Source organism: Synechococcus sp. WH 7805 (assembly GCF_000153285.1).
Taxonomy (GTDB): domain Bacteria; phylum Cyanobacteriota; class Cyanobacteriia; order PCC-6307; family Cyanobiaceae; genus Synechococcus_C.
This window is the reverse complement of sequence record NZ_CH724168.1, coordinates 1,185,991-1,206,800: the sequence shown is the minus strand read 5'-3', so window position 1 is coordinate 1,206,800 and position 20,810 is coordinate 1,185,991. Positions and strand designations below refer to the sequence as shown.

Below are 20,810 nucleotides of genomic sequence, written 5' to 3'. Positions count from 1 at the left end.
GGGGCATTGCAGTTTGAAGTGAGGTCAGGCTTAACCGCCTTAGTTCACGCTCCAGACACCGCCGGCGATGTTCACCAGAGGAGCGACAAGCGCAGTGCCGGTGAGGAACCAGGCAAAAGCTGCGCCACCACAGCCTCCGAGCCAGAAGCCACTGGCGAACTCGGCCCATCCGGCCTTGGTGAACAGGTCGGCAGGAGGGTTGTCGATTGTGGCGTCAGCCGGCTGAACATTGGGGCCGTTGCCTGCGGTTCCGTAGATGGAGAGGCACACGGTCAGGATGGACACCAAACCAATGGTGGCCAGCAATCCAGCGGTGGTGGAGTACTCGGTGAGTCGCAGGGGGCCACAGATTGTGAAGGGGCCATACAGGAAAAAGCCGTGGGCCATGCCAACTTCCAAACCGCGACGGTTGGGAGAAAGCGCAGGTCTGTATGCAGGAAGTGCGTTGAGAAAGGCCTTGGCGAAATAGCTGCTGTTCACCGGGGTGGCCAGGTTGCCAACTGTGGGGTCGGCTACGGGGGTCACGGTCATGGGATAAATGAATTGAGGTGCGGAGCTCTGAAGCGGTCTGAAGGGCGCGCGGCCGATCAATCAGTGGCTTCGATCACGTTGAACAGCAAAGCCATGGCCACAGCTGGGCCCATGATCCCTACGAGGGGAACGAATACTGAGGGCATCCAGGCAGCAACAAATTCTCCGGTCATGGCAGCGGCCAAAAGGTCCGCCAGTACTGTAGTGAGCGCCTTTCTGTCGGTCTCGCACCGACCGCAACGGCGACATAAAAGTTCAATCCCTGCGGCGTCCGTCGCTCAAGCTCCATGAATCAGCTTCTTGCCGGTGGTGCAGCAGTCGTGCTGGTGGCTGTGCTCTGGCTGCTTGGCCGTCGTCCAAGCAAGACTCTGCTGCGCAGTACGGATGCGGGCTCGGTTGCAGCGATCAATCGGGCCCAACTCGGCCTCGTGCTGAGTGAGGCCTCAGCGCCGCTCGAGCCCTCAGCCACCTCCGAAATATCGGAGTCTTCGGTAGACCAGGTCTTTGAGCCCCCTGTGGGAACCGCGGCTCGGCTGGCTCTGACGAAGGAGCTTCGCCAGGCCATGGATCAAGGCGGACCCGAGCAGCGTCTTGTAGCCGTCAAGCGGGCGGGGCTTTGGGGACATTCCTCGGTGCTGCCTGTGCTCCGCCGGGGCCTTCGTGATTCGGACCGTCGTGTTGTGTTGGCCGCCGCCGCCGGTATCGATCGGCAGCGCGGCGCAACCCGTCCCAGTCCCTCTCAGCAGGCTCGTCCACCTCGCAACGTCGCCCGGATGCGGTAAATCGGACGTCCCTGGCTTTCGTGATAAGTGCGGATCAGCAGTTCCCCTAGGAGCCCGAAGCAGAACAGCTGAATGCCGGCCAGGCCAAGCACCACCGCCAGAATCAATAGCGGCCGGGTGCCGATGTCGTCGCCCATCAGCTTGATCACCAGCAGATAAGAGCTTGCAATCAGGCTCATCAGGATCGCAATCAGACCTCCAAAGCCGAACACGTACATCGGGCGCGTCAGAAACCGCTTCATGAACCACACCGTGAGCAGATCCATGAGCACCCGGAAGGTGCGGTCGATGCCGTACTTGCTTGTGCCGTACTGGCGGGCTCGGTGATTCACCTTCACTTCTGTGATGCGTGCCCCCTCGATGAAGGCCAGCGCCGGCAGAAACCTGTGCAGCTCTCCGTAGAGACGCATGTCGGCAAGCACATCGCGGTCGTAGGCCTTCAGCGAACAGCCGTAGTCATGCAACCGCACACCCGTGACGCGCCCGATGATCCGATTGGCGATCCTGGAAGGAAGCTTGCGTTGCAGTTCGGCGTCCTGACGATCGTGGCGCCAGCCACTCACCAAGTCATAGCCCTCGCGAAGCTTTGCAAGCAGTAGGGGGATATCGGCGGGATCGTTCTGAAGGTCGCCATCCAAGCTCACGATGACCTTGCCTTGCGCAACATCGAAGCCTGCGGCCATTGCAGCTGTCTGGCCGTAGTTCTTGCGCAGGAGCACGCCTACGAGCTCAGGTACCTCCGCGCTGATTCTCTCCAACACGGCAGCCGTTGCATCGGTGGACCCATCGTTGACCAGCACCAGCTCGAAGCATTCTCCGATCGGACGCAGCGCTGTGAGGAGCTGCTCGACCAGTTCTGGCAGACTCTCTTCCTCGTTGTAGAGGGGCACTACGACCGAAAGGTCAAGCCCTGCCATGGGGATCAATCTCGTATGGCAGCAACTTAATCGGCGCTTGGATTCGTTTTGATCAGGCCAGGGTGGTGCCGTCGTGACATCGCATGATCCGACCAGCCCCCCGCAGTTCGGCTCTGTAATGACTGGCCACAGGGTGTCGGTCGCTGGGATGGAGGCTGTCGATGCCGATGCCATTGCGTCCATGCTCCCGTCCTGAGCTGTGCATGTAGCGGCCGCGTTCGAGGTGAATCGCTACATGCGTACAGCGTTGCGGTCGCCCGAAAAAAATCAGATCACCTGGTCGCAGAAGTTGGTCATTGCCTGGCCGAACCGCGACGGGTTCGCAAAAGCGTTCCTGCTGATAAGCGTCTCTGGGCAGCCAGATGTCGGCACTGGCGAAGGCACATTGCACCAGTCCTGAGCAGTCGAGATCAGGGCCCAGCGTTCCGCCCCAGAGGTATTCATTCGGGCGAGCGGCGGCAACCTTGAGCCATTCGAGAACCGCAGGAATCCGTGCCGCGATCGCGTCACTCGTCAACAGTCGAGGCCGGGGAGGAGCCGTTGTGCGTGCCTGCCCGGCGAGATCGGCCACATTCAGCCAGCAGGGATAGCCATCCTCAATCAGTTTCACCCGAATGCGGTTGCCGCCGAGCGTGTCCAAAGGGGTGATCACGCGAAAACTCCGGCCCGCAGCTGCCTGGGTTGCAAGACTTTCACCACGGGCACGGGAATAACCGTTGAGGTCCTTCAGGAGCTGCCAGCAGCTTCCTGGAGTGATGAGATCTGGAGCCAATGGAGTGCCTAGGGTCGGCATTGACTGAAGCCAGTGCCATGGCGTTCTACCGCCCCGAGCCAACGATGCAGGAGCATCTGGCTGCTCTGATCGATCGACTCGCTGCCGAAGGCCGCCCCGGTCTGCATGATCGGATCGCCGTGACCTGGGTGCGATACGACCAATCAATGCCAGTGACTGGCAGTGGTTGCGGGGCCTCTTGGGCGGATCAGAAACTCATGTATCCAGCCAGCGTTGTCAAGCTGATTTATGCAGTGGCAGCGGAGCACTGGCTGGAGAGAGATGTCCTTCCTGATAGTGAGGAATTGCGCCGAGCTTTGCTCGACATGCTGGCTGACTCCAGTAACGATGCCACCGGCTTGATTGTGGACTTTCTTACCGGGACCACAAGTGGTCCCGCCTTGCGCTCACCGGCCTGGGAGCAGTGGCAGCAACAGCGTCTGGTTGTGAACCGGTGGCTCAAGGATTTCGGATGGCCCGAACTGGACCAGGTGAACTGCTGCCAGAAAACCTGGAGTGACGGACCTTATGGCCGCGAAAAGGCTTTCTACGGGGAGGGCAATTCCAATCGAAATGCACTCTCCACGGCCGCAGTGGCACGCATGTTGGAGGCTGTGATGACAGATGGAGTCCTGTCTCCACCGGCCTGCCAGCGCCTGCGGAATCGATTGCTGCGATCTCTGGATCCAGAGGCGAGAGCGTCTGATCCAGAGAATCAGGTTGACGGCTTTCTCGGCGAAGGGCTGTCCCCAGTCAGCACGCTTTGGAGCAAGGCCGGTTGGATGAGCCAGGCGCGACACGATGCTGCCTGGTGGTGTTTGAACAATGAACCTCCCAGTCTGCTTGTGGTGTTCACCGAAGGTGCAGAGCTGGCGAATGACGAAGCTCTGCTCCCAGCTATCGCCCACAATCTGGCGCTCTTCGCACCCAGCGATTGATCACGTTTAATTCAACGGAGAGGGAGGGATTCGAACCCTCGACAGAAGTTGCCTCCTGTAACTCCTTAGCAGGGAGCCGCTTTCAACCACTCAGCCACCTCTCCAGCGGCTTGCCCACCTTATCAAGAGGTCGTGCCTTCAGACCACCAAGCGGGGTAAGCGATGTTTGAAGCTGCACAGCACTTCCCAAGGAATCGTATGGGACAGTTCGGCCCACTCCAGCGGATGAATCACTTCCTCGCCATCAGATCCAAGCAGGGTCACCACATCACCCACATCCAGAGCTGGGTGGTCGGTGGCGTCTACCAACAGCTGATCCATGGTGATCGCACCCACCTGCGGTAGGCGTTGGCCAGCGTGGAGCACTGAGATCTGGCCGGATAGAGAACGGCTCACTCCATCGGCGTAGCCGATGCCCACCACGGCCAGTCGGCTGGGACGGCTGGTGATGAAACGATGTCCGTAGCTCACGCCCACTCCTGCAGGCACAACGCGGATCAGGCTCACCCGTGCCTTCACTCCCATCGCTGGTTCCAGATGCACGCTTTGGTTCAGATGCTGACTGGGTGAATGGCCATAGAGAGCCAAGCCGACGCGCACCTGGTCATGGTGAAGGGATGGGTCGCGAAGCGTGCCGGCTGAATTGGCGAGATGGAGTTGGAGGGCTTCGCTGCGAAGGGACCGCGTCACGGCGTCAAAGCGCTCCTGCTGCAGTCGAGTGATGCGCTCAGCATCACCCTCGGGACCTCCATCGGCCATAGCGAGGTGGCTGTACACGCCACGGAGCATCAGATGGTCGAGTTGCTGGATGGCCGCCGTGAGACGACTGCCGTCCTGCCAGTCGCAGCCGAGTCGGGTCATTCCTGTGTCCAGCTTGAGCTGAACGGAGAAGCGACGGCCGCTGCCGCTGGCAAGGTTCTGGCAGAGCAGCGCTTCACGCATGCTGCTCAAGGTGGGCATCAGCTGCCAATGCAGGCAGGCCCGCAAGTCTTCAGCCTGAATCAGGTTGCCGAGCACAAGAACAGGGAGTTCGAGCCCGGCCCGTCGCAGTTCAATCCCCTCCTGCAGGGTGGCCACGCCAAGGCTGGCGGCTCCTCCACAAATGGCTGCTCTGGCGACCGTCTCAGCTCCATGTCCGTAGCCGTCGGCCTTGACAACGGCCATCAGGGCACAGCCAGGTTTCAGAATCCCTTTCAGTGCTCGTGCATTCTTTTCCACAGCCTGTGCGGAGACTTCCATCCAGGCCCGTTGACGGGGGTCGGCCCCGGTCTGGTGCACGAGTCCTGCAGATCGTTGGTTGTCGACGAACAGGTCGGACATGGGGGCTTGGTAGTGGGGGGCACAAGGCGTCATTTGTGACCCCGTTAGCATGCCGTTTAATCTGGGAGCTGGCATGGGCCAGGTTCTCGTTCTCAATGCGTCCTACGAACCTCTGAACATCACCACTTGGCGTCGAGCTTTGGTGATGATGCTCAAGGGAAAGGCTGAGAGCCTCGAACATGATCCTCATCGGCTCGTACGCCGAGATGTTCATGTCCCAACGGTGATCAGGTTGCGGCAGTTTGTTCGTGTTCCATTCAGGCAGGTCCCACTGACCCGTCGCAACGTGTTTCAGAGAGACAACCACACCTGTCAGTACTGTGGCGTCAAGGAGAATCTCTCGATCGACCACGTGATGCCTCGCAGTCGCGGCGGTGGCGACAGCTGGGACAACGTGACCACAGCCTGTATGCGCTGCAACGTCCGAAAGGGGAATCGCACGCCCCAGGAAGCGGCCATGCCTCTGCGGAAAATGCCAAGACGACCGCTCAGCAGTTTGAGTTTCGATGCCGTCCGTCAGATCAATTCTGGTCGGCACAGTGAGTGGGCCAAATATGTGATCGGCGCGTGATTCAGTCGTCCGATTGCTGACTGAGCGCTGCCAGCTTGCTGCGCTGTTCCTCAGCGATACAAGCACCGATAACATCCTCCATTTGTCCCTGGAGTACTGGATCAAGGCTGAAGTTCCGGCCCAGCCGATGATCTGTGACCCTGTTGTCTTTGGCGTTGTAGGTGCGGATCTTCTCACTGCGATCGCCTGTGCCCACCTGGGCGCGTCGCGCGGAGCTTTCCCGGGCATTGGCTTCCGCCAGTTGGCGCTCGTAGAGCTTGGCCCGCAGAATCTCCATGGCCCTCTCCCTGTTCTGAAGCTGGGATCGTTCCTGGGTGCAAAACACACGGATTCCGCTGGGGCGATGCATTAGATCCACGGCGGTTTCGACTTTGTTGACGTTCTGCCCTCCAGCTCCACCGGATCGGGCTGTACTGATCTCCAAATCGGCGGGTTCGATCTGCACTTCGACGGGGTCTGCTTCTGGCATGACGGCCACGGTGGCAGTGGATGTGTGAACGCGTCCTTGCGATTCTGTGGCTGGGACACGTTGCACGCGGTGAACTCCAGCTTCAAATTTCAGCTCACTGAACACTGAATCTCCTTTCACCGAGAGGATCAGCTCCTTGAAGCCCCCAAGGTCGGCTTCACTGGCACTCACTGGTTGAACCGTCCAGCCGCGCCTGCTGCTGAAGCGTTCATACATCCGTGCCAGATCGCCTGCCCAGAGGCAGGCTTCATCGCCGCCGGCACCAGCACGGATCTCAAGCATCACACTGCGTTCATCCCGGGGATCCTTCGGCAGCAGTGCCAGTGTGAGCCGTTGAATCAGGACTTCATGGCGCTTGTCCAGCTCCTCCAACTCAAGTTGCGCAAGGTTGGCCATCTCCTCATCACCACGGCTATCACGCAGGAGTTCTCTGGCCTGTTCCCGCTCCGCTTGCACCGATTGCAGGCTGGTGTAGTCGTTCACCAGGGGTTCGAGTCTGGATCGTTCCCGAGCGATTGACTGCAGACGCGTGGGATCTGAGGCCACATCTGGATCCGCCAATTGGCGCTCCAGGTTGTGGAAACTGTCGCGTGCCGCTTCGAGGCGACTGATCAACGTCGATGGATCCATTCCCTCAGAGATGGTGCCGATGCCTGGTCTGCAACGAAGGACGGTGGGTCAACAAAAACCCCCGATGGCAGTGGTGTTACTGCCTTCGGGGGAACATTCATGGCAAAACACCAATCAGGCGTCTGCTTTCTCGCCACTTTTTTTGTCATCTGCAGCCTTGTCTGCTCCGCCCATGCCGTATTTGCGCATGAAACGATCCACACGCCCCTCCGTGTCGAGGATTTTCTGAGTGCCTGTGAAGAAGGGATGGTTGCCGCTCCACACATCAACGTGGATTTCGGGCTGCGTGGAGCCAGTGGTCATTACCACTTCTCCGTTGCAGATCACCTTGGCATCGGGATACCAGGTGGGATGGATTTCGGGCTTGGGCATGACAGAAATCAGCGCTTGGAGAACTGGGGAGCTTTACGGGCTTTCTTGAGGCCGTACTTGCGACGTTCCTTTGCCCGTGGATCTCGGCTGAGATGGCCTTCGGTCTTCAGGGGCTTGCGGTTGTCGGCTGAAAGCTCACACAAGGCGCGAGCGGCGCCCTGCTTGATGGCATCAGCTTGGCCGGTCAGTCCACCACCACGGACGTTCACGAGAACGTCGTACTCCGTGAGGAGACCCAACGTCTGCAGTGGGGCACGTACTGCAGACAGGTAGGCGGGGTTGTAATTGAGATAGTTATCGCCGGGGCGACCGTTAATCGTGATGGTGCCGTTTCCTGGCACTAAGCGCACACGGGCCACAGAGGTTTTGCGGCGGCCGGTACCCCAGTAGACGACAGAATTGGAGGTGCTCATTGGGCGGTGGCGGCGGGATCGAGCTGCAGGGGCTTGGGCTGTTGGGCAGCGTGAGGGTGCTCGGCACCCTTGTAAACCTTCAATTTGCGGAACATCTGCCGACCCAGGGCGTTGTGGGGAAGCATGCCTTTGATGGCCTTCTCCACGATGCGTTCTGGCAGGCGCTCCTGCAGGTGAGCGAAGGTTTCCACCTTCATGCCTCCGGGGCGACCGGAGTGACGGCGGTAAAGCTTCTGCTGAGGCTTGTTACCGCTTACCCGAATCTTGTCGGCATTCACAACGACAACGAAATCGCCGGTGTCGAGGTGAGGGGTGAAACTGGCTTTGTTCTTGCCGCGCAGCACGGAAGCCACCTCGGTTGCCAGTCGGCCGAGGGTTTGATTCTCAGCGTCCACCAGATACCACTGGCGGTCGATCGAATCGATGGAGGGGACAGAGGTCTTGTTCATCGCGCCGGCATGCCGGTTCTGATATGCCCCGTCGCGAGCGACGAAGCTGGGCAGGGAGCATTGGTTACGCCGTGGCGTTCCAACCAGAGCTCAAAGATCGACTTTACCTTGTCGCCTGACCCCAACCTCAAAGTTCGGTTGGCGTCGGTGCGGTTCAGGTGCTGAATCACCATCCTGGAGGATCCGGAGGTGGATCTTCTGTGGCTAGACAAAAAGTCGGTTGACAATCGTACCAGCCGCCCTTGCTGAAGATGGTGTCCTCGTAGCCTGCCCTGAGCAAGCACAAGCCCTGGGGTGGTGCACCGTCTTTGACCTCCTCACGCCGTCGTTCCCGCCAGCGGCGCTCGAACTGTTCTGGGGTGAGTCGATGTTCACCAACGGCCACCAGTTGCCCCATCAATAGGCGCACCATTCCATAGAGAAAGCCGGTGGCCTGAATCTCCAGGTCAATCAGATCGCCTCGCCGTTGAACGGAGACGTCCTGAATCGTGGTTCTTGAATGAGCTCTGCGACTTCCAGCGCGCTGGAAAGCTGCGAAGTCATGACTGCCAAGCATTCCCCCCAAGGCATCAGCCATCGCATGCTCATCAAGACGCGCTTGATAGCGATGCCAGCTCCAGGGCGCGAGAAAGAGATTGGGTCGCCGGCCGTTGTAAAGGGTGTAGCGATAGCGCCGGTAGGTGGCCGAGTAGCAGGCATGCCACGAAAGAGGCCGTTCCACGGCTTCACGGACCCTGATGCTGGCGGGTAGCCGGCCATTCAGTGCTGGAGCCCAGCGATTGGCGGGAATTGGACCACTGCTGTCGAAATGCACCACTTGTCCGGCTGCATGCACACCGGCGTCAGTGCGGCCCGCGGCCACGGCATGGACGGGACGATGGGGGTCGAGATCCGCGATGGCCTGTTCGAGTACACCTTGCACGCTTGTGCCCTGTCGTTGCCGCTGCCAGCCACAAAAAAACGACCCCGCGTACTGGAGGCTGATAGCAATCCGCTGGGGGGGATTGGTTTCAGGTCCGGGTCGGGGGTCGTGAATCGTGCTCTGATCCGAAGGGTTCAGACCAACTCAATGATGGCCATCTCGGCATTGTCGCCACGGCGGCGAACTGTGCGGGTGATCCGGGTGTAACCACCTTTGCGATCGCTGTAGCGGTCGGGCGCTTTCTCGAAGAGAGCATGCACAAGCTGCTTGTCGTACACGTAACCGAGCACCCGTCGCCGTGACGCCAGGCTGCCTTCCTTGGCCAACGTGATCATGCGCTCGGCTTCATCCCTCAGGGCCTTGGCGCGGGCTTTGGTTGTCGTGACCCGGCCTTCGCGGATCAGCTGCGTGGTCAGGCCACGAAGCATGGCTTTGCGCTGGTCAGCTGGGCGGCCCAGCTGAGGAACTCGACATTGGTGACGCATGGTTCGGGTGAGGACTTGGAATGGAGTGAGGAACGATCAGGCGCTGGTGCGACTTTGGGGAATCTGGATGCCGATGCGCTCGAGGGCCTCGATCACTTCGTCAGCCGACTTGGATCCGAAGTTCTTGATCTCCAGCAGATCCTCGTAGCTGAAACCCATGAGATCGGAAACCGAGTTCACCTGAGCTCGCTTCAAGCAGTTGTAGGCACGAACCGAGAGGTTGAGTTCCTCGAGAGGAATCTGAGCCTCTGCAGTGGGCTCGGGTTCTGCGCTGACCTCTTCGACCATGGTGACCGTGGCCAGAGGCTGAAACAGCTCGATGAGCTGATTGGCAGCCTGGGCAATGGCATCGTCTGGGGTGATGGATCCATCGGTCACCACCTCCATACGCAGACGCTCTCGGGCTGATCCACCTTCGGCAACGGCCGTTTCGTCGATGGTGAAGTTCACCCGATGCACTGGCATGAACACAGCATCGATCTGCAGCAGGTCGATGGCGCTGGTGTCTTCGTTGTGGCGATCCACCGGCCTGTAGCCGATGCCTCGCTCCACATGCACCTCGAGCTCGAGGCTGTAACTCTCGCCCACCGTCGCGATCACACGCTCCCCGTCAATCACCTGCACCTGAGATGAAAACTGCAGGTCACGGGCCTTAACGGTTGCCGGTCCGGCCACCACCAGACGTCCGATCTCCAGCTCGCTGGTGCGGCTGTTCACGGTGATTTGCTTGCAATTCAAGAGAATGTCAAGAACATCCTCGCGAACACCTGGGATGGTGGCGTATTCATGATTGACACCAGCAATCCTCACGGCGGTGACCGCTGTGCCCTCGAGATTGCCCATCAGCACACGACGCAGCGAGTTGCCGAGAGTCGTGGCCTGACCACGCTCTAAGGGGCCGATGAGAAACACACCGGTTTGTGAGCGATCGTCAGCGATCTGATGCTCGATACGGTCGATCTGGTATTGCAACACTGTCTGAGGCGGGGGGAGAGAGGGACCTGAACGGAAACGCGTGGATCAGACGCGACGACGCTTGGGACGGCGGCAGCCGTTGTGGGGCAACGGCGTGACATCACGGATCAGGGTGATCTCCAAGCCGGCGACCTGCAGAGCACGGATGGCGGTTTCTCGTCCAGAACCGGGGCCGCGAACCAGCACTTCGATTTGACGCATCCCTTGATCAAGTGCGCGACGAGCAGCGGCCTCGGCTGCGGTCTGTGCTGCGAAGGGCGTGCCCTTACGAGCACCTTTGAAGCCGCTGGCACCGGCCGATGACCAGGAGATGACCTCTCCGGTGGTGTCGGTAATCGAGACGATCGTGTTGTTGAACGTGCTCTGAATATGCGCAACGCCGTTGGGGACGTTGCGTTTGGCCTTCTTCGGGCCGGATTTCTTGACGGTCTTGGCCATGGGCCTGGGGGTGATGGGGGCTGGAGGAACGGAGCAATCCGAACGACTGCAAGAGGCTTACTTTTTCTTGCCGGCCACGGTCTTGCGGGCGCCGCGACGGGTGCGTGCGTTGGTGCGGGTTCGCTGGCCGCGAACAGGAAGGCTCATGCGATGGCGGCGGCCACGCAAGCAGCCGATGTCCTGCAGGCGCTTGAGGGCCATGCCCTCCTGCCGGCGCAGATCACCCTCGATCGTGAAGGCTTCGGTGGCGCCACGCAGTTTCTGCACATCACCATCCTCTAGATCCTTGACGCGTATGTCTGGGTTGACACCTGTCTTGGAGAGAATGGTTTTGGCCCGGGTGAGGCCGATTCCGTAGATGTAGGTGAGGGCGACTTCGATCCGCTTGTCACGGGGAATGTCGACACCAGCAATCCGTGCCACTGAGCTAATAATCGAGGGGGACAGTTGCCGCCTTGGGCGGCGAGTAAGCGATCAGAATTTCAGACGTAGGACGTTCAGCCCTGACGTTGCTTGTGCTTCGGGTTCTCGCAGATCACCATGACGCGGCCATGGCGACGAATCACCCGGCACTTGTCGCACATTTTCTTGACCGAGGCGCGCACCTTCATTGGGTGTGGCTCTCCAAAATTCCAAACAGCTAACCTATCACAGAGGGTCAAGCCAGATTTGCTTCAAGTCTTGTGGTGATGTCTTCCACGCTGCCCTGGGCGTCGATGGAGATCAACAGTCCCTTGGCTCGGTAGTAGTCGATCAGCGGGGCGGTCTGCTTGCGATACACCTCGAGACGATTGCGAATGACCGATTCGTTGTCGTCCGCTCGACCCCTGGCAAGCAGTCGCTCGACAAGGACCTCGTCGTCGAGTTCCAGAAGAACGACCGTCTCGATGCTTTGTTGCAGTTCTCCGAGCAGGGGCTCCAGTGCTTCGGCTTGCGCAACATTGCGAGGAAAGCCATCGAGAAGCCAGCCCTGGCCCTTCAGCGCTGTGAGCTGAGAACGGACGATGGCGAGAACCAGGTCATCGCTGACGAGCTCGCCGCGGTTCATGACCGCTTCGGCTTCCTTGCCCAGGGCGCTGCCTGCTGAAACCTCAGAGCGCAGCAGGTCGCCTGTGGAGAGATGGCGAAGTCCGTGGGTGTCGCAGAGGCGTGAAGCCTGGGTTCCCTTGCCTGCCCCTGGGGGGCCGATGAACAGCAGACGTTGCTTCATGGTGTCGATGGGATGGGTCAGGGGATAAAGCGATGGGGCGGTACGGTGGCGTACCAAATTCGTGCTTTAGGCGTAACGCTTTGGTGCTCTCTATTGGCGCACCATGCCCTCGTAGCGCTGTGAGATCACGTACGTTTGAACCTGCTTGGCGGTGTCGATAGCGACGCCGACCAGAATCAGGAGGGACGTTGCGCCGAGTCCTTGGAATGTGGTGACGCTGGTGGCGCGCTCGACGGCGGAGGGGATGATGGCGACAGCCCCCAGAAATAAGCCTCCGAGCAGAGTGAGTCGATTTTTGACGCCTTCGAGATAGTTGGCTGTGGCGCTCCCAGGGCGGACCCCTGGGATGGCCACGCCACCGCGTTTGAGATTGGTGGCGACTTCTGTTGGATTAAAAGTGAGCGAGGCGTAGAAGTAGGAGAAGCCCAGGATCAAGGAGAAAAACAGCAGTGCGTACGGCCATGGGTTTGATGCACTTGGGTTCAACGCGCTCGCTGCGGTAATCAACAGTGGGTTCTGACTGAAATTGGCGATTGTGATCGGTAGGAAAATCAGCGCAGAAGCGAAAATGATCGGCATTACGCCACCAGCGTTCAGCTTCAGAGGCAAATAACTCTGACGGTTGGGGAGGAGAGCGGATCCACCCACCTGGCGTTTGGCACTCACGATCGGCAGCCGTCGAGCCCCCTCCTGCACGAAAATGATTCCAACGATGGTGACCAAGAACACCAGGACCAGCACGATGATCCCAAACACGTCGCTTCGGTCACCCGTCTGGGCTTTCTCAATGGTGGACCCGAGGGCCTGAGGCAGGGTGGCCACGATGTTGAGGAAGATCACCAGGGAGGCTCCCTGGCCAATTCCTCGCTCAGTGATCACTTCGCTGATCCACATCACGATCATCGAGCCGGTGACCAGAGCCAGAGCTGTCTGCGTAATGAATACGCCGTCTGACAAACCCTCAAGTGCGTAAGGCCGAAGAATCACAGCAAAGATCACGCTCTGAATCAGTCCCCAACCCAACGCCACGTAGCGGGTGATTTGGGCAATTTTGCGTCGACCGGCTTCTCCCTCGTTTTTCTGTAGGTCTTCGAGCTGGGGCAGAGACGCAGTCAGCAGCTGCAGGATGATCGAAGCGTTGATGAAGGGCAGGATCCCGAGGGCAAAGATTCCAAGGGTGGAGATGCCTCCACCGGTGAAGATGTCGAGGAATCCAATCAGCTGCCCTCCCTGCTGGATGAACTGCTGGAAGGCAACACGGTCGATGCCGGGCATGGGGATGTAGATGCCAAGGCGCACCAACATCAGCAAACCCAGAGTGGTCAGAACCCGGTTGCGTAGCTCCGGATTCCGTACCAGTTGGGTGATGACTTCAGCGGCACTGGGGTTGCGTCCCCGACTGACGAGCATGAAACAGAGAGCGTGGGTGTGGGCTGGATGCAGGAAAGCCGTCCGCGGATCGAAATCCTGCGGACGGCTCAGACCTTAGAGCTGGGCGTTACGGCCTTGAAAGGTCTCACTCCGGAAGTTCGCAGGTTCCACCAGCGGCTTCGATTTTGGTGCGAGCTGATGCCGTGAAGGCGGCAGCTTGAACTGTGAGTTTGGTCTTTAGTTCTCCATTCCCCAGAATTTTCAGGGGATGTTTAGGGCTTGTGACGATGCCGCCCTTCACCAGAGAGTCGAGATTGACCGTGCTGCCGTCCTTGAGGTCGTTCAAAGCCGACACATTCACCACAGTGAACTGCTTGGGGTTCACTAAAGGGAAATGCTTCAGTTTCGGGACCCTGCGGTACAAGGGCATTTGGCCACCCTCGAAGCCGGGGCGCGTTGGCCGGCCCGAGCGGGACTTCTGACCCCGCATCCCGAAGCCGCAGCTCGCACCCTGGCCAGCGGCGATGCCACGACCTTTGCGCAGTTTGCGGCGACGGGCGCCTTTGTTGGATTTAAGGGATTCGAGTCGGAGAGTCATGGGAGTCAGGAGTAGATCTGCTCGAGGGAGATCCCCCGTTCCTTGGCGGTCTCTTTGTGGGTGCGGAGACTGTCCAGAGCCACCATGGCGGCTCGCGCGTTGTTGAGGGGAGTCTTACTGCCCAGGCGCTTGGCCAGCACGTTCTTGATGCCGGCGAGCTCGAGGACGGTGCGGATTGATCCACCGGCGATCACGCCCGTGCCTGGAGCCGCGGGGCGGATCAGAACACTGGCTGCGCCGTCACGCCCGTTGGAGAGGGTGGGAATTGAATTGTGACGGGTGAGCGGCACCTTCACGAGATGCTTTTTGCCATCGGCGACGCCCTTGCGGACGGCTCCGATCACATCACCGGCCTTGCCGACGCCGACACCCACCTGTCCACGCTCGTTCCCGACGACGACGATCGCTCGGAAACTCATTTTCTTACCACCTTTGACGGTCTTGGAGACCCGGCGGATCTGCACCACGCGCTCCTGCCATTCGGAGTCGCGCTCCTGGTTGCGACGGTCGCCGCGACGGCCACCGCGACGGTCGCCGCGGTCACCACGTCCGCCGCCACCGCGGCGTTGCTCCTGCTGTCCTTCGGCCGCTGCCGGGACATCAGCCGCCGATGGGATGTCGTTGGGATTGGTTTGAGGGTTGGAATCGGTCATGTTGAGAGCAGGATCAGAACTGAAGGCCCGCTTCCCGGGCGGCGTCGGCAAGGGCTTTCACCCGGCCGTGATACAGGTTGCCGCCACGATCGAAGACCACCTGTTGGATGCCCTTGGCCAGGGCACGCTTGGCGACGAGTTCGCCGACGGCAACGGAAGCATCGCAGGTGCTTCCTGTGTCCTTGATGCTCGTGCGCAGGTCCTTGTCAAGCGTCGAGGCCGAGCAGAGCGTGCTCTGTGCGGCATCGTCGATGACCTGGGCGTAGATGTGGCTGTTGGAGCGAAACACAGCCAACCGGGGACGGTCGGCGGTGCCGCTGAGATGGCGACGCAGGCGCCGGTGGCGCTTCTGGGTCTGTTGTTTGCGAGAGAGGGTCGACATGGTGGGTTATGCGGAGGAGTGTCTGGCGGGGAATTACTTCTTGCCTGACTTGCCTGCCTTGCGCAGGATGCGCTCGCCCGCGTACTTGATGCCTTTGCCCTTGTAGGGCTCAGGCGGACGGATGGCGCGGATCTTGGCCGCCTCATTGCCCACCAGCTCCTTGTCGGTGCCGGAGACAGTGACGTTGGTGTTGTTTTCAACGGCGAAGGTGATGCCTTCAGGGGCCTGTACCTCCACCGGGTGGCTGTAGCCGGCACTCACCACAAGGGTCTTGCCTTTCACTTGAGCCCTGGAGCCGACGCCCACGATTTCAAGTTTCTTGGAATACCCGTTGCTGACGCCTTCGATCATGTTGGCGACCAGGGTGCGGCACAGTCCGTGACGCTCTCTAGAGAGGCGCTTCTCGCTGGTGGGAGCCACCACAATGGTGTTCTCCACTTGATTCACGCTCACACCGTCGGGGAGCGTGCGCTTCAGTTCGCCTTTTGGTCCCTTCACGGTGACAGCGAGTCCGTCAAGACTCACACTCACCTTGTCGGGAATGGGAATGGGGGATTTACCGATACGTGACATGGTTCTGGCTCCGGATCAATAGACGTAACAGAGCACTTCACCGCCGACGCCCTGCTTGCGGGCATCGCGATCGCTCATCACACCCTTGGAGGTGGAGATGATGGCCACCCCCAGTCCACCGAGGACTTTGGGAAGTCCGCGGGTGTTCTTGTAGATGCGCAGACCGGGCTTGCTCACCCGTTGCATGGAGCGGATGGTGGGCAGTCGGTGCTTGCCGCTGTACTTCAGTTCCAGCACCAAATTGGTGTGAACTCCTTCGCCTTCTTCGCTGATCTCAGCGATGAAACCCTCCTGCTGCAGCACCTTGGCGATGCTGCGGGACATGCGGGATGCGGGGACTTTGGTGTTCTGGTGACGTTTCTCACTCGCATTACGAATGCGGGTGAGCATGTCGGAAATAGGGTCGTGGTTGGCCATGGTGGTTTCCGAGGAGGGCTCAGTTGCTGCGGAATGGCATTCCCATCTCGCGGAGGAGGGCCCGGCCCTCTTCATCCGTGCGGGCAGTGGTCACGATGGTGATGTCCATGCCCCTGATGGCATCGATTTTGTCGAAGGAGATTTCAGGGAAGATGATCTGTTCTCTCACCCCCAGGGTGTAGTTGCCGCGGCCGTCGAAGCTTTTGGGGCTGACGCCTCTGAAGTCGCGGATTCGGGGGAGCGCCAGGTTGATGAGTCGCTCAAGGAACGCATACATGCGTTCGCCACGAAGGGTGACGGCACAACCGATCGGCATGCCTTGGCGGATTTTGAAACCGGCAATGGCTTTCTTGGCGCGGGTTACCACCACTTTTTGGCCGGTGATTTGAGCCAGCTCGTTCACCGAAGCCTCGAGGGACTTCGCGTTCTGGGCGGCTTCGCCAAGTCCTCGGTTGACGGTGACTTTCACCACCTTGGGGACTTCGTGGATGTTGGAGAGACTCAGATCCTTCAGCAGTTTGGGCTGAATGGTCTCCCGATAGCGCTGTTTCAGTGACATGGCTGGGGGATGGGACTTCTGGGCTTGGTCAGAAGGAGGATCGGGGTGATCAGTCGATCACCTCGCCTGTTTTCTTGAGACGGCGCTTCTTGCTGCCATCTTTCTCAGTGATCAGCTCGACTCGGCTGGCCACCTTTTTCGTGGTGGAGTAGAGCATCACGTTGGAGGCATGCAGCGATGCCTCTTCGGTGACGATCCGTCCGCTCTCACCCTCTTGGGTGGGCTTCACGTGGCGGGTGCGCATGTTCACGCCCTCCACGATCACGCGGTTTTCGTTGGGCAGCGTGCGTAGCACTTCTCCGGTCTTGCCCTTGTCCTTGCCGGCGATGACCTTAACGGTGTCGCCTTTGCGCAGACGCATCTTGATGCGCTGGGTTGGAGCGGATTGGGAGGTTGCAGTGGCCATGATCAGATCACCTCCGGAGCGAGGGACACGATTTTGGTGAAGTTGCGCTCGCGCAGCTCACGGGCCACGGGGCCGAAGACGCGGGTGCCCTTGGGGTTCTTGTCGTCGTTGATGATCACGGCGGCGTTGTCGTCGAACCGGATGGAATTGCCGGTGTCACGACGCAGGGTCGCCTTGGTGCGAACCACCACAGCCTTGACCACATCGGACTTTTTCACGCCCATGTTGGGCATGGCGTCTTTGACGGCGGCAACAATCACATCACCGACGTGGGCGTAGCGACGGTTGGTGCCCAGCACACGGATGCACTGGATGCGCTTGGCGCCGCTGTTGTCGGCGACGGTGAGGAACGATTCCTGCTGGATCATTTTTGAGCCCCCTCAGCCTTGGGACTGTGGCTGAGCACTTCGGCGACGGCCCAGCGCTTGTGACGGCTGAGCGGGCGAGTTTCGGTGATGCGAACCCGGTCGCCGACGCGAACACTGTTGTTCTCGTCGTGAGCTTTGTAGCGGGTGGTGCGGCTCACCGTCTTTTGATAGATGGGATGTGGGAAGCGGTTTTCCACCGCCACCACCACCGTTTTGTCCATCTTGTCGCTGACGACGGTGCCGACCCTTTCCTTGAGTGCCATGGGAATGAAGCGGGGGATCAGGAGGCGGTGGAGCTTTGACGCTCCTTTTGCACCGTCAGCAGCTGAGCCAGCTTGATGCGGCTCTGCTTGAAACGGTGGGTGTTACCCAGCTGCCGGGTGGCTTGCTGGAAGCGCAGATCGAATAGTTCACGGCGCAGGCCGTTGATCTGATCTGTGATGTCTGCGTCGGAGAGCTGACGCAGCTCGGAAGCATTGGGACGTGCCATGGTCAGGACTCCACGGTGGCGGCAGCAGCAGCCGGGGCATTGGCTCCGGTGGACTGCTCCTGTTCATCGAGGCTGATGAACTTGGTCTTCACAGGGAGCTTGTACTGCGCCAGGCGCATGGCTTCCTTTGCGATTTCGGGGGTGATTTCATCACCACCCATTTCAAACAGGATCCGACCGGGTTTGATCACTGCCACCCAGAATTCCGGGTTGCCCTTACCGGAACCCATACGGGTTTCGGCGGCACGCATGGTGACCGGTTTGTCCGGGAAAATTCGGATCCAGATCTTTCCGCCACGTTTGACGTAGCGGGTCATGGCACGACGGCTGGCCTCGATTTGACGCGAGGTGATCCAGCCACATTCTTGTGCCTGCAGGGCGAACTGACCGAAAGCGATGGTGTTGCCACGGGTGGCGACGCCACGCATGCGGCCGCGCTGCTGCTTGCGGAATTTGACGCGTTTTGGACTCAGCATGATTCAGGCCTCCTGTTCACCCCTCGTTGGAGCGGTCTTCGAACTGTTGGGGCCTGCGGCCGGCCCGACGCCGCGGGGTTGCCCCCACAGGCAGTTGCTGCTGGGCTTCATCCCCCAGCACTTCGCCCTTGAACACCCAAACCTTGATCCCCAGCACGCCATAGGTCGTGCTGGCCACCTTGGTGGCGTAGTCGATGTCAGCGCGCAGGGTGTGAAGGGGAACACGCCCTTCGCGGGTCCACTCGGTCCGGGCAATCTCGGCTCCGTTGAGGCGACCGGACACCTGGATCTTGAGGCCGAGAACGCCAGCCCGTTGGGCTCGCTGCACGGCCATGCGGATTGTGCGGCGGAAGGCCACCCGCTTTTCCAGTTGTTGGGCGATGTATTCGGCCAACAGAAATGCGTCGGCATCGACCCGTTCCACTTCAACCACGTTGATCCGGACCTGACGGTTTGGATCACCAACAGTTTTCTGGATGCCGGAGCGAAGATCCTCGATGCCACTGCCCTGGCGGCCGACCAACACGCCGGGACGTGCGGTTTTGAGTTCCACTTCAAGCTGATCGGCCTTGCGGGCGATCAGAACATCACTGATGCCGGCGGAGCCGTACTTCTTGTGGATGAACTTGCGGATCCGATCATCCTCTTGGAGGAGGGTCGGATAACTTTTGCTGGAGGCGTACCAGCGGGACCGGTGCTCCTGGGTGATCCCCAGGCGTAAGCCGGTTGGATGGATTTTGTGTCCCATCAGTCGGTGTGCTCGGGGGTCAGGAGTCGGTCTGGGATGCCACAGCAATGCTGATGTGACAGGTCTGCTTTTTGATCGCGTAGGCGCGACCCTGGGCGCGGGGCCGATAGCGCTTCATGGAGGGGCCCATATCGGCGCTGGCCTGGGAGATCACCAGGGTGGACGGGTCAAGGCCGAGGTTGTGCTCGGCGTTGGCCACTGCAGAACGCAGCACCTTGGTGATCGGGCCGGTGGAGCGATAGGGCATGAACTCGAGCATGATCAGCGCGTCGCGATAGGTGCGTCCGCGGATCTGATCGAGCACCCGCCGCACCTTGGACACGGAGCCGCGGATGAAGCGGCCGTGGGCTTGGGCGGTGGTTGCCGTTGGGGATGACGTTGTCATGGACTCAGCGGCCTCCTTTCTTGTCTTTGATGTGGCCCTTGAAGGTGCGGGTCGGAGCGAATTCGCCCAGCTTGTGACCGACCATCTGCTCGGTCACGAAGACCGGCACGTGGGTTTTGCCGTTGTGTACGGCAATGGTGTGACCGATCATCATCGGCAGGATTGTGGAGGCCCTGGACCACGTCTTGATCACCGACTTGTCGTCGGCGGCATTCTGCTTTTCAACCTTGCGAAGAAGGCTGTCAGCGATGAAAGGGCCTTTTTTAAGTGAACGTCCCATGGCGGATTAAGCGAACAGCAAAACGGTGATGAACATCAGGAGTCGCGTCCGCCACGGCTCCGCTTGGACGTCTTGCGACGCTTCCGGAGGACGAACTTGTTACTCGGCTTATTGCGCTTGCGAGTCTTGAGACCAAGGGCAGGTTTGCCCCATGGGGTCACAGGACCAGAGCGGCCGATGGGTGCTCGACCCTCGCCACCACCGTGGGGGTGGTCGCAGGGGTTCATCACACTGCCTCGCACCTGGGGACGACGTCCCAGCCAGCGACGACGACCGGCTTTGCCCAGGCTGGTATTGCGAATCTCGGAATTACCGACTTCGCCCAGCGTGGCGTAGCACTCGCGTCGGACCAGACGCACCTCAGTGGAGGGCAGTTTGAGGGCGACGTAGTCGCCTTCCTTCGCCATCACCTGGGCACTGGCACCGGCTGTGCGGACCATCTGGCCTCCTCGTCCGGCGTAGAGCTCGACGCAATGCACACTCGAACCGAGTGGCACGGAGGAGAGCGGCATGGCGTTGCCGTCCTCGATCGGGGCATCAGGCCCTGAAATCACTGTCTGTCCGACCGTGATCCCAGCAGGGGCAAGGATGTAGCGCTTTTCTCCATCGGTGTAGAAGAGCAACGCCAGCCGTGCATTGCGGTGCGGGTCGTAATGGATGGCCGCCACCTTGGCGGGCACACCGTGCTTGTTGCGTCGGAAATCAACGACGCGGTACTGCCGCTTGTGGCCACCGCCGCGATGGCGGCAGGTGATCACGCCGCGGTTGTTGCGTCCCTTGCGGCGGTGTTTGGGCACCACAAGCGAGCGTTCCGGCTTGCGGCCGGTGACTTCACTGAAGTCGGTGACCACCCGGGTGCGGGTTCCGGGGGTGTAGGGGCGGAAAGTGCGAATTGCCATGACGTTTCAGA

Annotated in this window: 35 protein-coding genes and 1 tRNA gene; 3 read left to right on the top strand and 33 right to left on the bottom strand. The window is 60.2% G+C overall.

The features are described from left to right. Positions 1-39: 39 nt before the first annotated feature. Together WH7805_RS06595 and WH7805_RS06590 are read right to left on the bottom strand one after the other, a co-directional pair. Positions 40-531: a photosystem I reaction center subunit XI gene (locus WH7805_RS06595; RefSeq protein WP_038005163.1), complete on the bottom strand. Its 492-nt coding sequence runs from the start codon at positions 529-531 to the stop codon at positions 40-42. 56 nt (positions 532-587) lie between these two features. Beyond that, entirely contained in the window at positions 588-704 is a 117-nt protein-coding gene (locus tag WH7805_RS06590; protein ID WP_006854791.1) for a photosystem I reaction center subunit VIII, read from the bottom strand. A 114-nt stretch (positions 705-818) separates the two neighbouring features. On the opposite strand from WH7805_RS06590, the gene WH7805_RS06585 reads away from it, so the two are divergent. Then, positions 819-1,313, top strand: coding sequence for a hypothetical protein (locus WH7805_RS06585; RefSeq protein ID WP_006042240.1), 495 nt, complete (start codon positions 819-821; stop codon positions 1,311-1,313). Here WH7805_RS06585 and WH7805_RS06580 read toward each other — a convergent pair. Together WH7805_RS06580 and WH7805_RS06575 are read right to left on the bottom strand one after the other, a co-directional pair. Next, the gene (locus WH7805_RS06580) at positions 1,271-2,230 is read right to left on the bottom strand and encodes a glycosyltransferase family 2 protein (protein ID WP_006042239.1); all 960 of its coding nucleotides are present in this window, start codon (positions 2,228-2,230) and stop codon (positions 1,271-1,273) included. The genes WH7805_RS06585 and WH7805_RS06580 overlap by 43 nt on opposite strands. A 52-nt stretch (positions 2,231-2,282) precedes the next feature. Beyond that, positions 2,283-3,023, bottom strand: a complete 741-nt coding sequence (locus WH7805_RS06575) for a C40 family peptidase (RefSeq protein ID WP_006042238.1) — start codon at positions 3,021-3,023, stop codon at positions 2,283-2,285. A 17-nt stretch (positions 3,024-3,040) separates the two neighbouring features. Here WH7805_RS06575 and WH7805_RS06570 point away from each other — a divergent pair, with 17 nt between their 5' ends. After that, positions 3,041-3,940, top strand: a complete 900-nt coding sequence (locus WH7805_RS06570; protein ID WP_038005160.1) for a serine hydrolase — start codon at positions 3,041-3,043, stop codon at positions 3,938-3,940. A 15-nt stretch (positions 3,941-3,955) separates the two neighbouring features. On the opposite strand, the gene WH7805_RS06565 is transcribed toward WH7805_RS06570, so the two are convergent. Beyond that, positions 3,956-4,044: transfer RNA gene (locus tag WH7805_RS06565), tRNA-Ser, on the bottom strand. 34 nt (positions 4,045-4,078) lie between these two features. Continuing rightward, positions 4,079-5,260 (bottom strand): alanine racemase, encoded by a 1,182-nt coding sequence (gene alr / locus WH7805_RS06560; protein ID WP_006042236.1) that lies wholly within the window; start codon positions 5,258-5,260, stop codon positions 4,079-4,081. A gap of 73 nt (positions 5,261-5,333) precedes the next feature. Here alr and WH7805_RS06555 point away from each other — a divergent pair, with 73 nt between their 5' ends. Next, positions 5,334-5,831: an HNH endonuclease gene (locus WH7805_RS06555; RefSeq protein ID WP_006042235.1), complete on the top strand. Its 498-nt coding sequence runs from the start codon at positions 5,334-5,336 to the stop codon at positions 5,829-5,831. A 1-nt stretch (position 5,832) separates the two neighbouring features. On the opposite strand, the gene prfA is transcribed toward WH7805_RS06555, so the two are convergent. The 27 genes from prfA to rplB form a co-directional block, all read right to left on the bottom strand. Further along, entirely contained in the window at positions 5,833-6,930 is a 1,098-nt protein-coding gene (gene prfA, locus WH7805_RS06550; protein WP_006042234.1) for a peptide chain release factor 1, read from the bottom strand. Positions 6,931-7,044: 114 nt separating this feature from the next. Further along, positions 7,045-7,302 carry a 50S ribosomal protein L31 gene (gene rpmE, locus WH7805_RS06545; RefSeq protein WP_006042233.1) on the bottom strand — a complete coding sequence of 86 codons (258 nt, stop codon included), beginning with the start codon at positions 7,300-7,302 and terminating at the stop codon, positions 7,045-7,047. Between the two features lie 8 nt (positions 7,303-7,310). Continuing rightward, on the bottom strand, positions 7,311-7,715 hold the full coding sequence (rpsI, locus tag WH7805_RS06540) for a 30S ribosomal protein S9 (protein WP_006042232.1): 405 nt from the start codon (positions 7,713-7,715) through the stop codon (positions 7,311-7,313). Continuing rightward, positions 7,712-8,164: a 50S ribosomal protein L13 gene (gene rplM, locus WH7805_RS06535; protein WP_006042231.1), complete on the bottom strand. Its 453-nt coding sequence runs from the start codon at positions 8,162-8,164 to the stop codon at positions 7,712-7,714. The genes rpsI and rplM overlap by 4 nt, the downstream gene beginning before the upstream one ends. Before the next feature lie 166 nt (positions 8,165-8,330). Beyond that, positions 8,331-9,200, bottom strand: coding sequence for a tRNA pseudouridine(38-40) synthase TruA (gene truA / locus WH7805_RS06530; RefSeq protein ID WP_038004498.1), 870 nt, complete (start codon positions 9,198-9,200; stop codon positions 8,331-8,333). A 20-nt stretch (positions 9,201-9,220) separates the two neighbouring features. After that, positions 9,221-9,571, bottom strand: a complete 351-nt coding sequence (rplQ, locus tag WH7805_RS06525; RefSeq protein ID WP_006042229.1) for a 50S ribosomal protein L17 — start codon at positions 9,569-9,571, stop codon at positions 9,221-9,223. Positions 9,572-9,607: 36 nt separating this feature from the next. After that, positions 9,608-10,546 (bottom strand): DNA-directed RNA polymerase subunit alpha, encoded by a 939-nt coding sequence (locus WH7805_RS06520; protein WP_006042228.1) that lies wholly within the window; start codon positions 10,544-10,546, stop codon positions 9,608-9,610. 45 nt (positions 10,547-10,591) lie between these two features. Further along, positions 10,592-10,984 carry a 30S ribosomal protein S11 gene (rpsK, locus tag WH7805_RS06515; protein ID WP_006042227.1) on the bottom strand — a complete coding sequence of 131 codons (393 nt, stop codon included), beginning with the start codon at positions 10,982-10,984 and terminating at the stop codon, positions 10,592-10,594. A 57-nt stretch (positions 10,985-11,041) separates the two neighbouring features. After that, positions 11,042-11,407 (bottom strand): 30S ribosomal protein S13, encoded by a 366-nt coding sequence (gene rpsM, locus WH7805_RS06510; protein WP_006042226.1) that lies wholly within the window; start codon positions 11,405-11,407, stop codon positions 11,042-11,044. Between the two features lie 74 nt (positions 11,408-11,481). Next, the gene (rpmJ, locus tag WH7805_RS13845; protein ID WP_006042225.1) at positions 11,482-11,595 is read right to left on the bottom strand and encodes a 50S ribosomal protein L36; all 114 of its coding nucleotides are present in this window, start codon (positions 11,593-11,595) and stop codon (positions 11,482-11,484) included. Positions 11,596-11,642: 47 nt separating this feature from the next. Beyond that, complete coding sequence (locus tag WH7805_RS06505) at positions 11,643-12,194, bottom strand: adenylate kinase (protein ID WP_006042224.1); 552 nt, start codon at positions 12,192-12,194, stop codon at positions 11,643-11,645. A gap of 90 nt (positions 12,195-12,284) precedes the next feature. Continuing rightward, positions 12,285-13,604: a preprotein translocase subunit SecY gene (gene secY, locus WH7805_RS06500; protein WP_006042223.1), complete on the bottom strand. Its 1,320-nt coding sequence runs from the start codon at positions 13,602-13,604 to the stop codon at positions 12,285-12,287. 106 nt (positions 13,605-13,710) lie between these two features. Beyond that, on the bottom strand, positions 13,711-14,163 hold the full coding sequence (gene rplO / locus WH7805_RS06495) for a 50S ribosomal protein L15 (RefSeq protein ID WP_006042221.1): 453 nt from the start codon (positions 14,161-14,163) through the stop codon (positions 13,711-13,713). A gap of 5 nt (positions 14,164-14,168) precedes the next feature. Then, on the bottom strand, positions 14,169-14,816 hold the full coding sequence (gene rpsE / locus WH7805_RS06490; RefSeq protein WP_006042220.1) for a 30S ribosomal protein S5: 648 nt from the start codon (positions 14,814-14,816) through the stop codon (positions 14,169-14,171). 13 nt (positions 14,817-14,829) lie between these two features. Beyond that, positions 14,830-15,198, bottom strand: coding sequence for a 50S ribosomal protein L18 (gene rplR, locus WH7805_RS06485; RefSeq protein ID WP_006042219.1), 369 nt, complete (start codon positions 15,196-15,198; stop codon positions 14,830-14,832). Between the two features lie 33 nt (positions 15,199-15,231). Next, positions 15,232-15,771 (bottom strand): 50S ribosomal protein L6, encoded by a 540-nt coding sequence (gene rplF, locus WH7805_RS06480; protein WP_006042218.1) that lies wholly within the window; start codon positions 15,769-15,771, stop codon positions 15,232-15,234. A gap of 15 nt (positions 15,772-15,786) precedes the next feature. Continuing rightward, positions 15,787-16,188 (bottom strand): 30S ribosomal protein S8, encoded by a 402-nt coding sequence (gene rpsH, locus WH7805_RS06475; protein WP_006042217.1) that lies wholly within the window; start codon positions 16,186-16,188, stop codon positions 15,787-15,789. A 19-nt stretch (positions 16,189-16,207) separates the two neighbouring features. After that, complete coding sequence (gene rplE, locus WH7805_RS06470; RefSeq protein ID WP_006042216.1) at positions 16,208-16,747, bottom strand: 50S ribosomal protein L5; 540 nt, start codon at positions 16,745-16,747, stop codon at positions 16,208-16,210. A 49-nt stretch (positions 16,748-16,796) separates the two neighbouring features. Then, positions 16,797-17,153, bottom strand: coding sequence for a 50S ribosomal protein L24 (gene rplX, locus WH7805_RS06465; RefSeq protein ID WP_006042215.1), 357 nt, complete (start codon positions 17,151-17,153; stop codon positions 16,797-16,799). A 2-nt stretch (positions 17,154-17,155) separates the two neighbouring features. Beyond that, a complete protein-coding gene (rplN, locus tag WH7805_RS06460; protein ID WP_006042214.1) occupies positions 17,156-17,521 on the bottom strand; it encodes a 50S ribosomal protein L14 in 366 nt (121 codons plus the stop codon). Then, positions 17,518-17,784: a 30S ribosomal protein S17 gene (gene rpsQ / locus WH7805_RS06455; RefSeq protein WP_006042213.1), complete on the bottom strand. Its 267-nt coding sequence runs from the start codon at positions 17,782-17,784 to the stop codon at positions 17,518-17,520. Before rpsQ ends, rplN begins: the two co-directional genes overlap by 4 nt. Before the next feature lie 17 nt (positions 17,785-17,801). After that, on the bottom strand, positions 17,802-18,011 hold the full coding sequence (gene rpmC, locus WH7805_RS06450; protein WP_006042212.1) for a 50S ribosomal protein L29: 210 nt from the start codon (positions 18,009-18,011) through the stop codon (positions 17,802-17,804). Positions 18,012-18,013: 2 nt separating this feature from the next. Next, a complete protein-coding gene (gene rplP / locus WH7805_RS06445) occupies positions 18,014-18,487 on the bottom strand; it encodes a 50S ribosomal protein L16 (protein WP_006042211.1) in 474 nt (157 codons plus the stop codon). Positions 18,488-18,503: 16 nt separating this feature from the next. Next, positions 18,504-19,235: a 30S ribosomal protein S3 gene (gene rpsC, locus WH7805_RS06440; RefSeq protein ID WP_006042210.1), complete on the bottom strand. Its 732-nt coding sequence runs from the start codon at positions 19,233-19,235 to the stop codon at positions 18,504-18,506. Positions 19,236-19,254: 19 nt separating this feature from the next. Further along, positions 19,255-19,620, bottom strand: coding sequence for a 50S ribosomal protein L22 (gene rplV / locus WH7805_RS06435; RefSeq protein ID WP_006042209.1), 366 nt, complete (start codon positions 19,618-19,620; stop codon positions 19,255-19,257). A gap of 4 nt (positions 19,621-19,624) precedes the next feature. Further along, positions 19,625-19,900, bottom strand: a complete 276-nt coding sequence (rpsS, locus tag WH7805_RS06430) for a 30S ribosomal protein S19 (RefSeq protein ID WP_006042208.1) — start codon at positions 19,898-19,900, stop codon at positions 19,625-19,627. 35 nt (positions 19,901-19,935) lie between these two features. Beyond that, positions 19,936-20,799 carry a 50S ribosomal protein L2 gene (gene rplB, locus WH7805_RS06425; RefSeq protein WP_006042207.1) on the bottom strand — a complete coding sequence of 288 codons (864 nt, stop codon included), beginning with the start codon at positions 20,797-20,799 and terminating at the stop codon, positions 19,936-19,938. Positions 20,800-20,810 lie beyond the last annotated feature (11 nt).

Excerpts from the sequence above, each read along its gene's own strand:
- WH7805_RS06595 (WP_038005163.1), bottom strand. The coding sequence starts at position 531 with ATGACCGTGACCCCCGTAGCCGACCCCACAGTTGGCAACCTGGCCACC.
- WH7805_RS06590 (WP_006854791.1), bottom strand. The coding sequence starts at position 704 with ATGACCGGAGAATTTGTTGCTGCCTGGATGCCCTCAGTATTCGTTCCC.
- WH7805_RS06585 (WP_006042240.1), top strand. The coding sequence starts at position 819 with ATGAATCAGCTTCTTGCCGGTGGTGCAGCAGTCGTGCTGGTGGCTGTG.
- WH7805_RS06580 (WP_006042239.1), bottom strand. The coding sequence starts at position 2,230 with ATGGCAGGGCTTGACCTTTCGGTCGTAGTGCCCCTCTACAACGAGGAA.
- WH7805_RS06575 (WP_006042238.1), bottom strand. The coding sequence starts at position 3,023 with ATGCCGACCCTAGGCACTCCATTGGCTCCAGATCTCATCACTCCAGGA.
- WH7805_RS06570 (WP_038005160.1), top strand. The coding sequence starts at position 3,041 with ATGGCGTTCTACCGCCCCGAGCCAACGATGCAGGAGCATCTGGCTGCT.
- alr (WP_006042236.1), bottom strand. The coding sequence starts at position 5,260 with ATGTCCGACCTGTTCGTCGACAACCAACGATCTGCAGGACTCGTGCAC.
- WH7805_RS06555 (WP_006042235.1), top strand. The coding sequence starts at position 5,334 with ATGGGCCAGGTTCTCGTTCTCAATGCGTCCTACGAACCTCTGAACATC.
- prfA (WP_006042234.1), bottom strand. The coding sequence starts at position 6,930 with ATGGATCCATCGACGTTGATCAGTCGCCTCGAAGCGGCACGCGACAGT.
- rpmE (WP_006042233.1), bottom strand. The coding sequence starts at position 7,302 with ATGCCCAAGCCCGAAATCCATCCCACCTGGTATCCCGATGCCAAGGTG.
- rpsI (WP_006042232.1), bottom strand. The coding sequence starts at position 7,715 with ATGAGCACCTCCAATTCTGTCGTCTACTGGGGTACCGGCCGCCGCAAA.
- rplM (WP_006042231.1), bottom strand. The coding sequence starts at position 8,164 with ATGAACAAGACCTCTGTCCCCTCCATCGATTCGATCGACCGCCAGTGG.
- rplQ (WP_006042229.1), bottom strand. The coding sequence starts at position 9,571 with ATGCGTCACCAATGTCGAGTTCCTCAGCTGGGCCGCCCAGCTGACCAG.
- rpsK (WP_006042227.1), bottom strand. The coding sequence starts at position 10,984 with ATGGCCAAGACCGTCAAGAAATCCGGCCCGAAGAAGGCCAAACGCAAC.
- rpmJ (WP_006042225.1), bottom strand. The coding sequence starts at position 11,595 with ATGAAGGTGCGCGCCTCGGTCAAGAAAATGTGCGACAAGTGCCGGGTG.
- WH7805_RS06505 (WP_006042224.1), bottom strand. The coding sequence starts at position 12,194 with ATGAAGCAACGTCTGCTGTTCATCGGCCCCCCAGGGGCAGGCAAGGGA.
- secY (WP_006042223.1), bottom strand. The coding sequence starts at position 13,604 with ATGCTCGTCAGTCGGGGACGCAACCCCAGTGCCGCTGAAGTCATCACC.
- rplO (WP_006042221.1), bottom strand. The coding sequence starts at position 14,163 with ATGACTCTCCGACTCGAATCCCTTAAATCCAACAAAGGCGCCCGTCGC.
- rpsE (WP_006042220.1), bottom strand. The coding sequence starts at position 14,816 with ATGACCGATTCCAACCCTCAAACCAATCCCAACGACATCCCATCGGCG.
- rplR (WP_006042219.1), bottom strand. The coding sequence starts at position 15,198 with ATGTCGACCCTCTCTCGCAAACAACAGACCCAGAAGCGCCACCGGCGC.
- rplF (WP_006042218.1), bottom strand. The coding sequence starts at position 15,771 with ATGTCACGTATCGGTAAATCCCCCATTCCCATTCCCGACAAGGTGAGT.
- rpsH (WP_006042217.1), bottom strand. The coding sequence starts at position 16,188 with ATGGCCAACCACGACCCTATTTCCGACATGCTCACCCGCATTCGTAAT.
- rplE (WP_006042216.1), bottom strand. The coding sequence starts at position 16,747 with ATGTCACTGAAACAGCGCTATCGGGAGACCATTCAGCCCAAACTGCTG.
- rplX (WP_006042215.1), bottom strand. The coding sequence starts at position 17,153 with ATGGCCACTGCAACCTCCCAATCCGCTCCAACCCAGCGCATCAAGATG.
- rplN (WP_006042214.1), bottom strand. The coding sequence starts at position 17,521 with ATGATCCAGCAGGAATCGTTCCTCACCGTCGCCGACAACAGCGGCGCC.
- rpsQ (WP_006042213.1), bottom strand. The coding sequence starts at position 17,784 with ATGGCACTCAAGGAAAGGGTCGGCACCGTCGTCAGCGACAAGATGGAC.
- rpmC (WP_006042212.1), bottom strand. The coding sequence starts at position 18,011 with ATGGCACGTCCCAATGCTTCCGAGCTGCGTCAGCTCTCCGACGCAGAC.
- rplP (WP_006042211.1), bottom strand. The coding sequence starts at position 18,487 with ATGCTGAGTCCAAAACGCGTCAAATTCCGCAAGCAGCAGCGCGGCCGC.
- rpsC (WP_006042210.1), bottom strand. The coding sequence starts at position 19,235 with ATGGGACACAAAATCCATCCAACCGGCTTACGCCTGGGGATCACCCAG.
- rplV (WP_006042209.1), bottom strand. The coding sequence starts at position 19,620 with ATGACAACGTCATCCCCAACGGCAACCACCGCCCAAGCCCACGGCCGC.
- rpsS (WP_006042208.1), bottom strand. The coding sequence starts at position 19,900 with ATGGGACGTTCACTTAAAAAAGGCCCTTTCATCGCTGACAGCCTTCTT.
- rplB (WP_006042207.1), bottom strand. The coding sequence starts at position 20,799 with ATGGCAATTCGCACTTTCCGCCCCTACACCCCCGGAACCCGCACCCGG.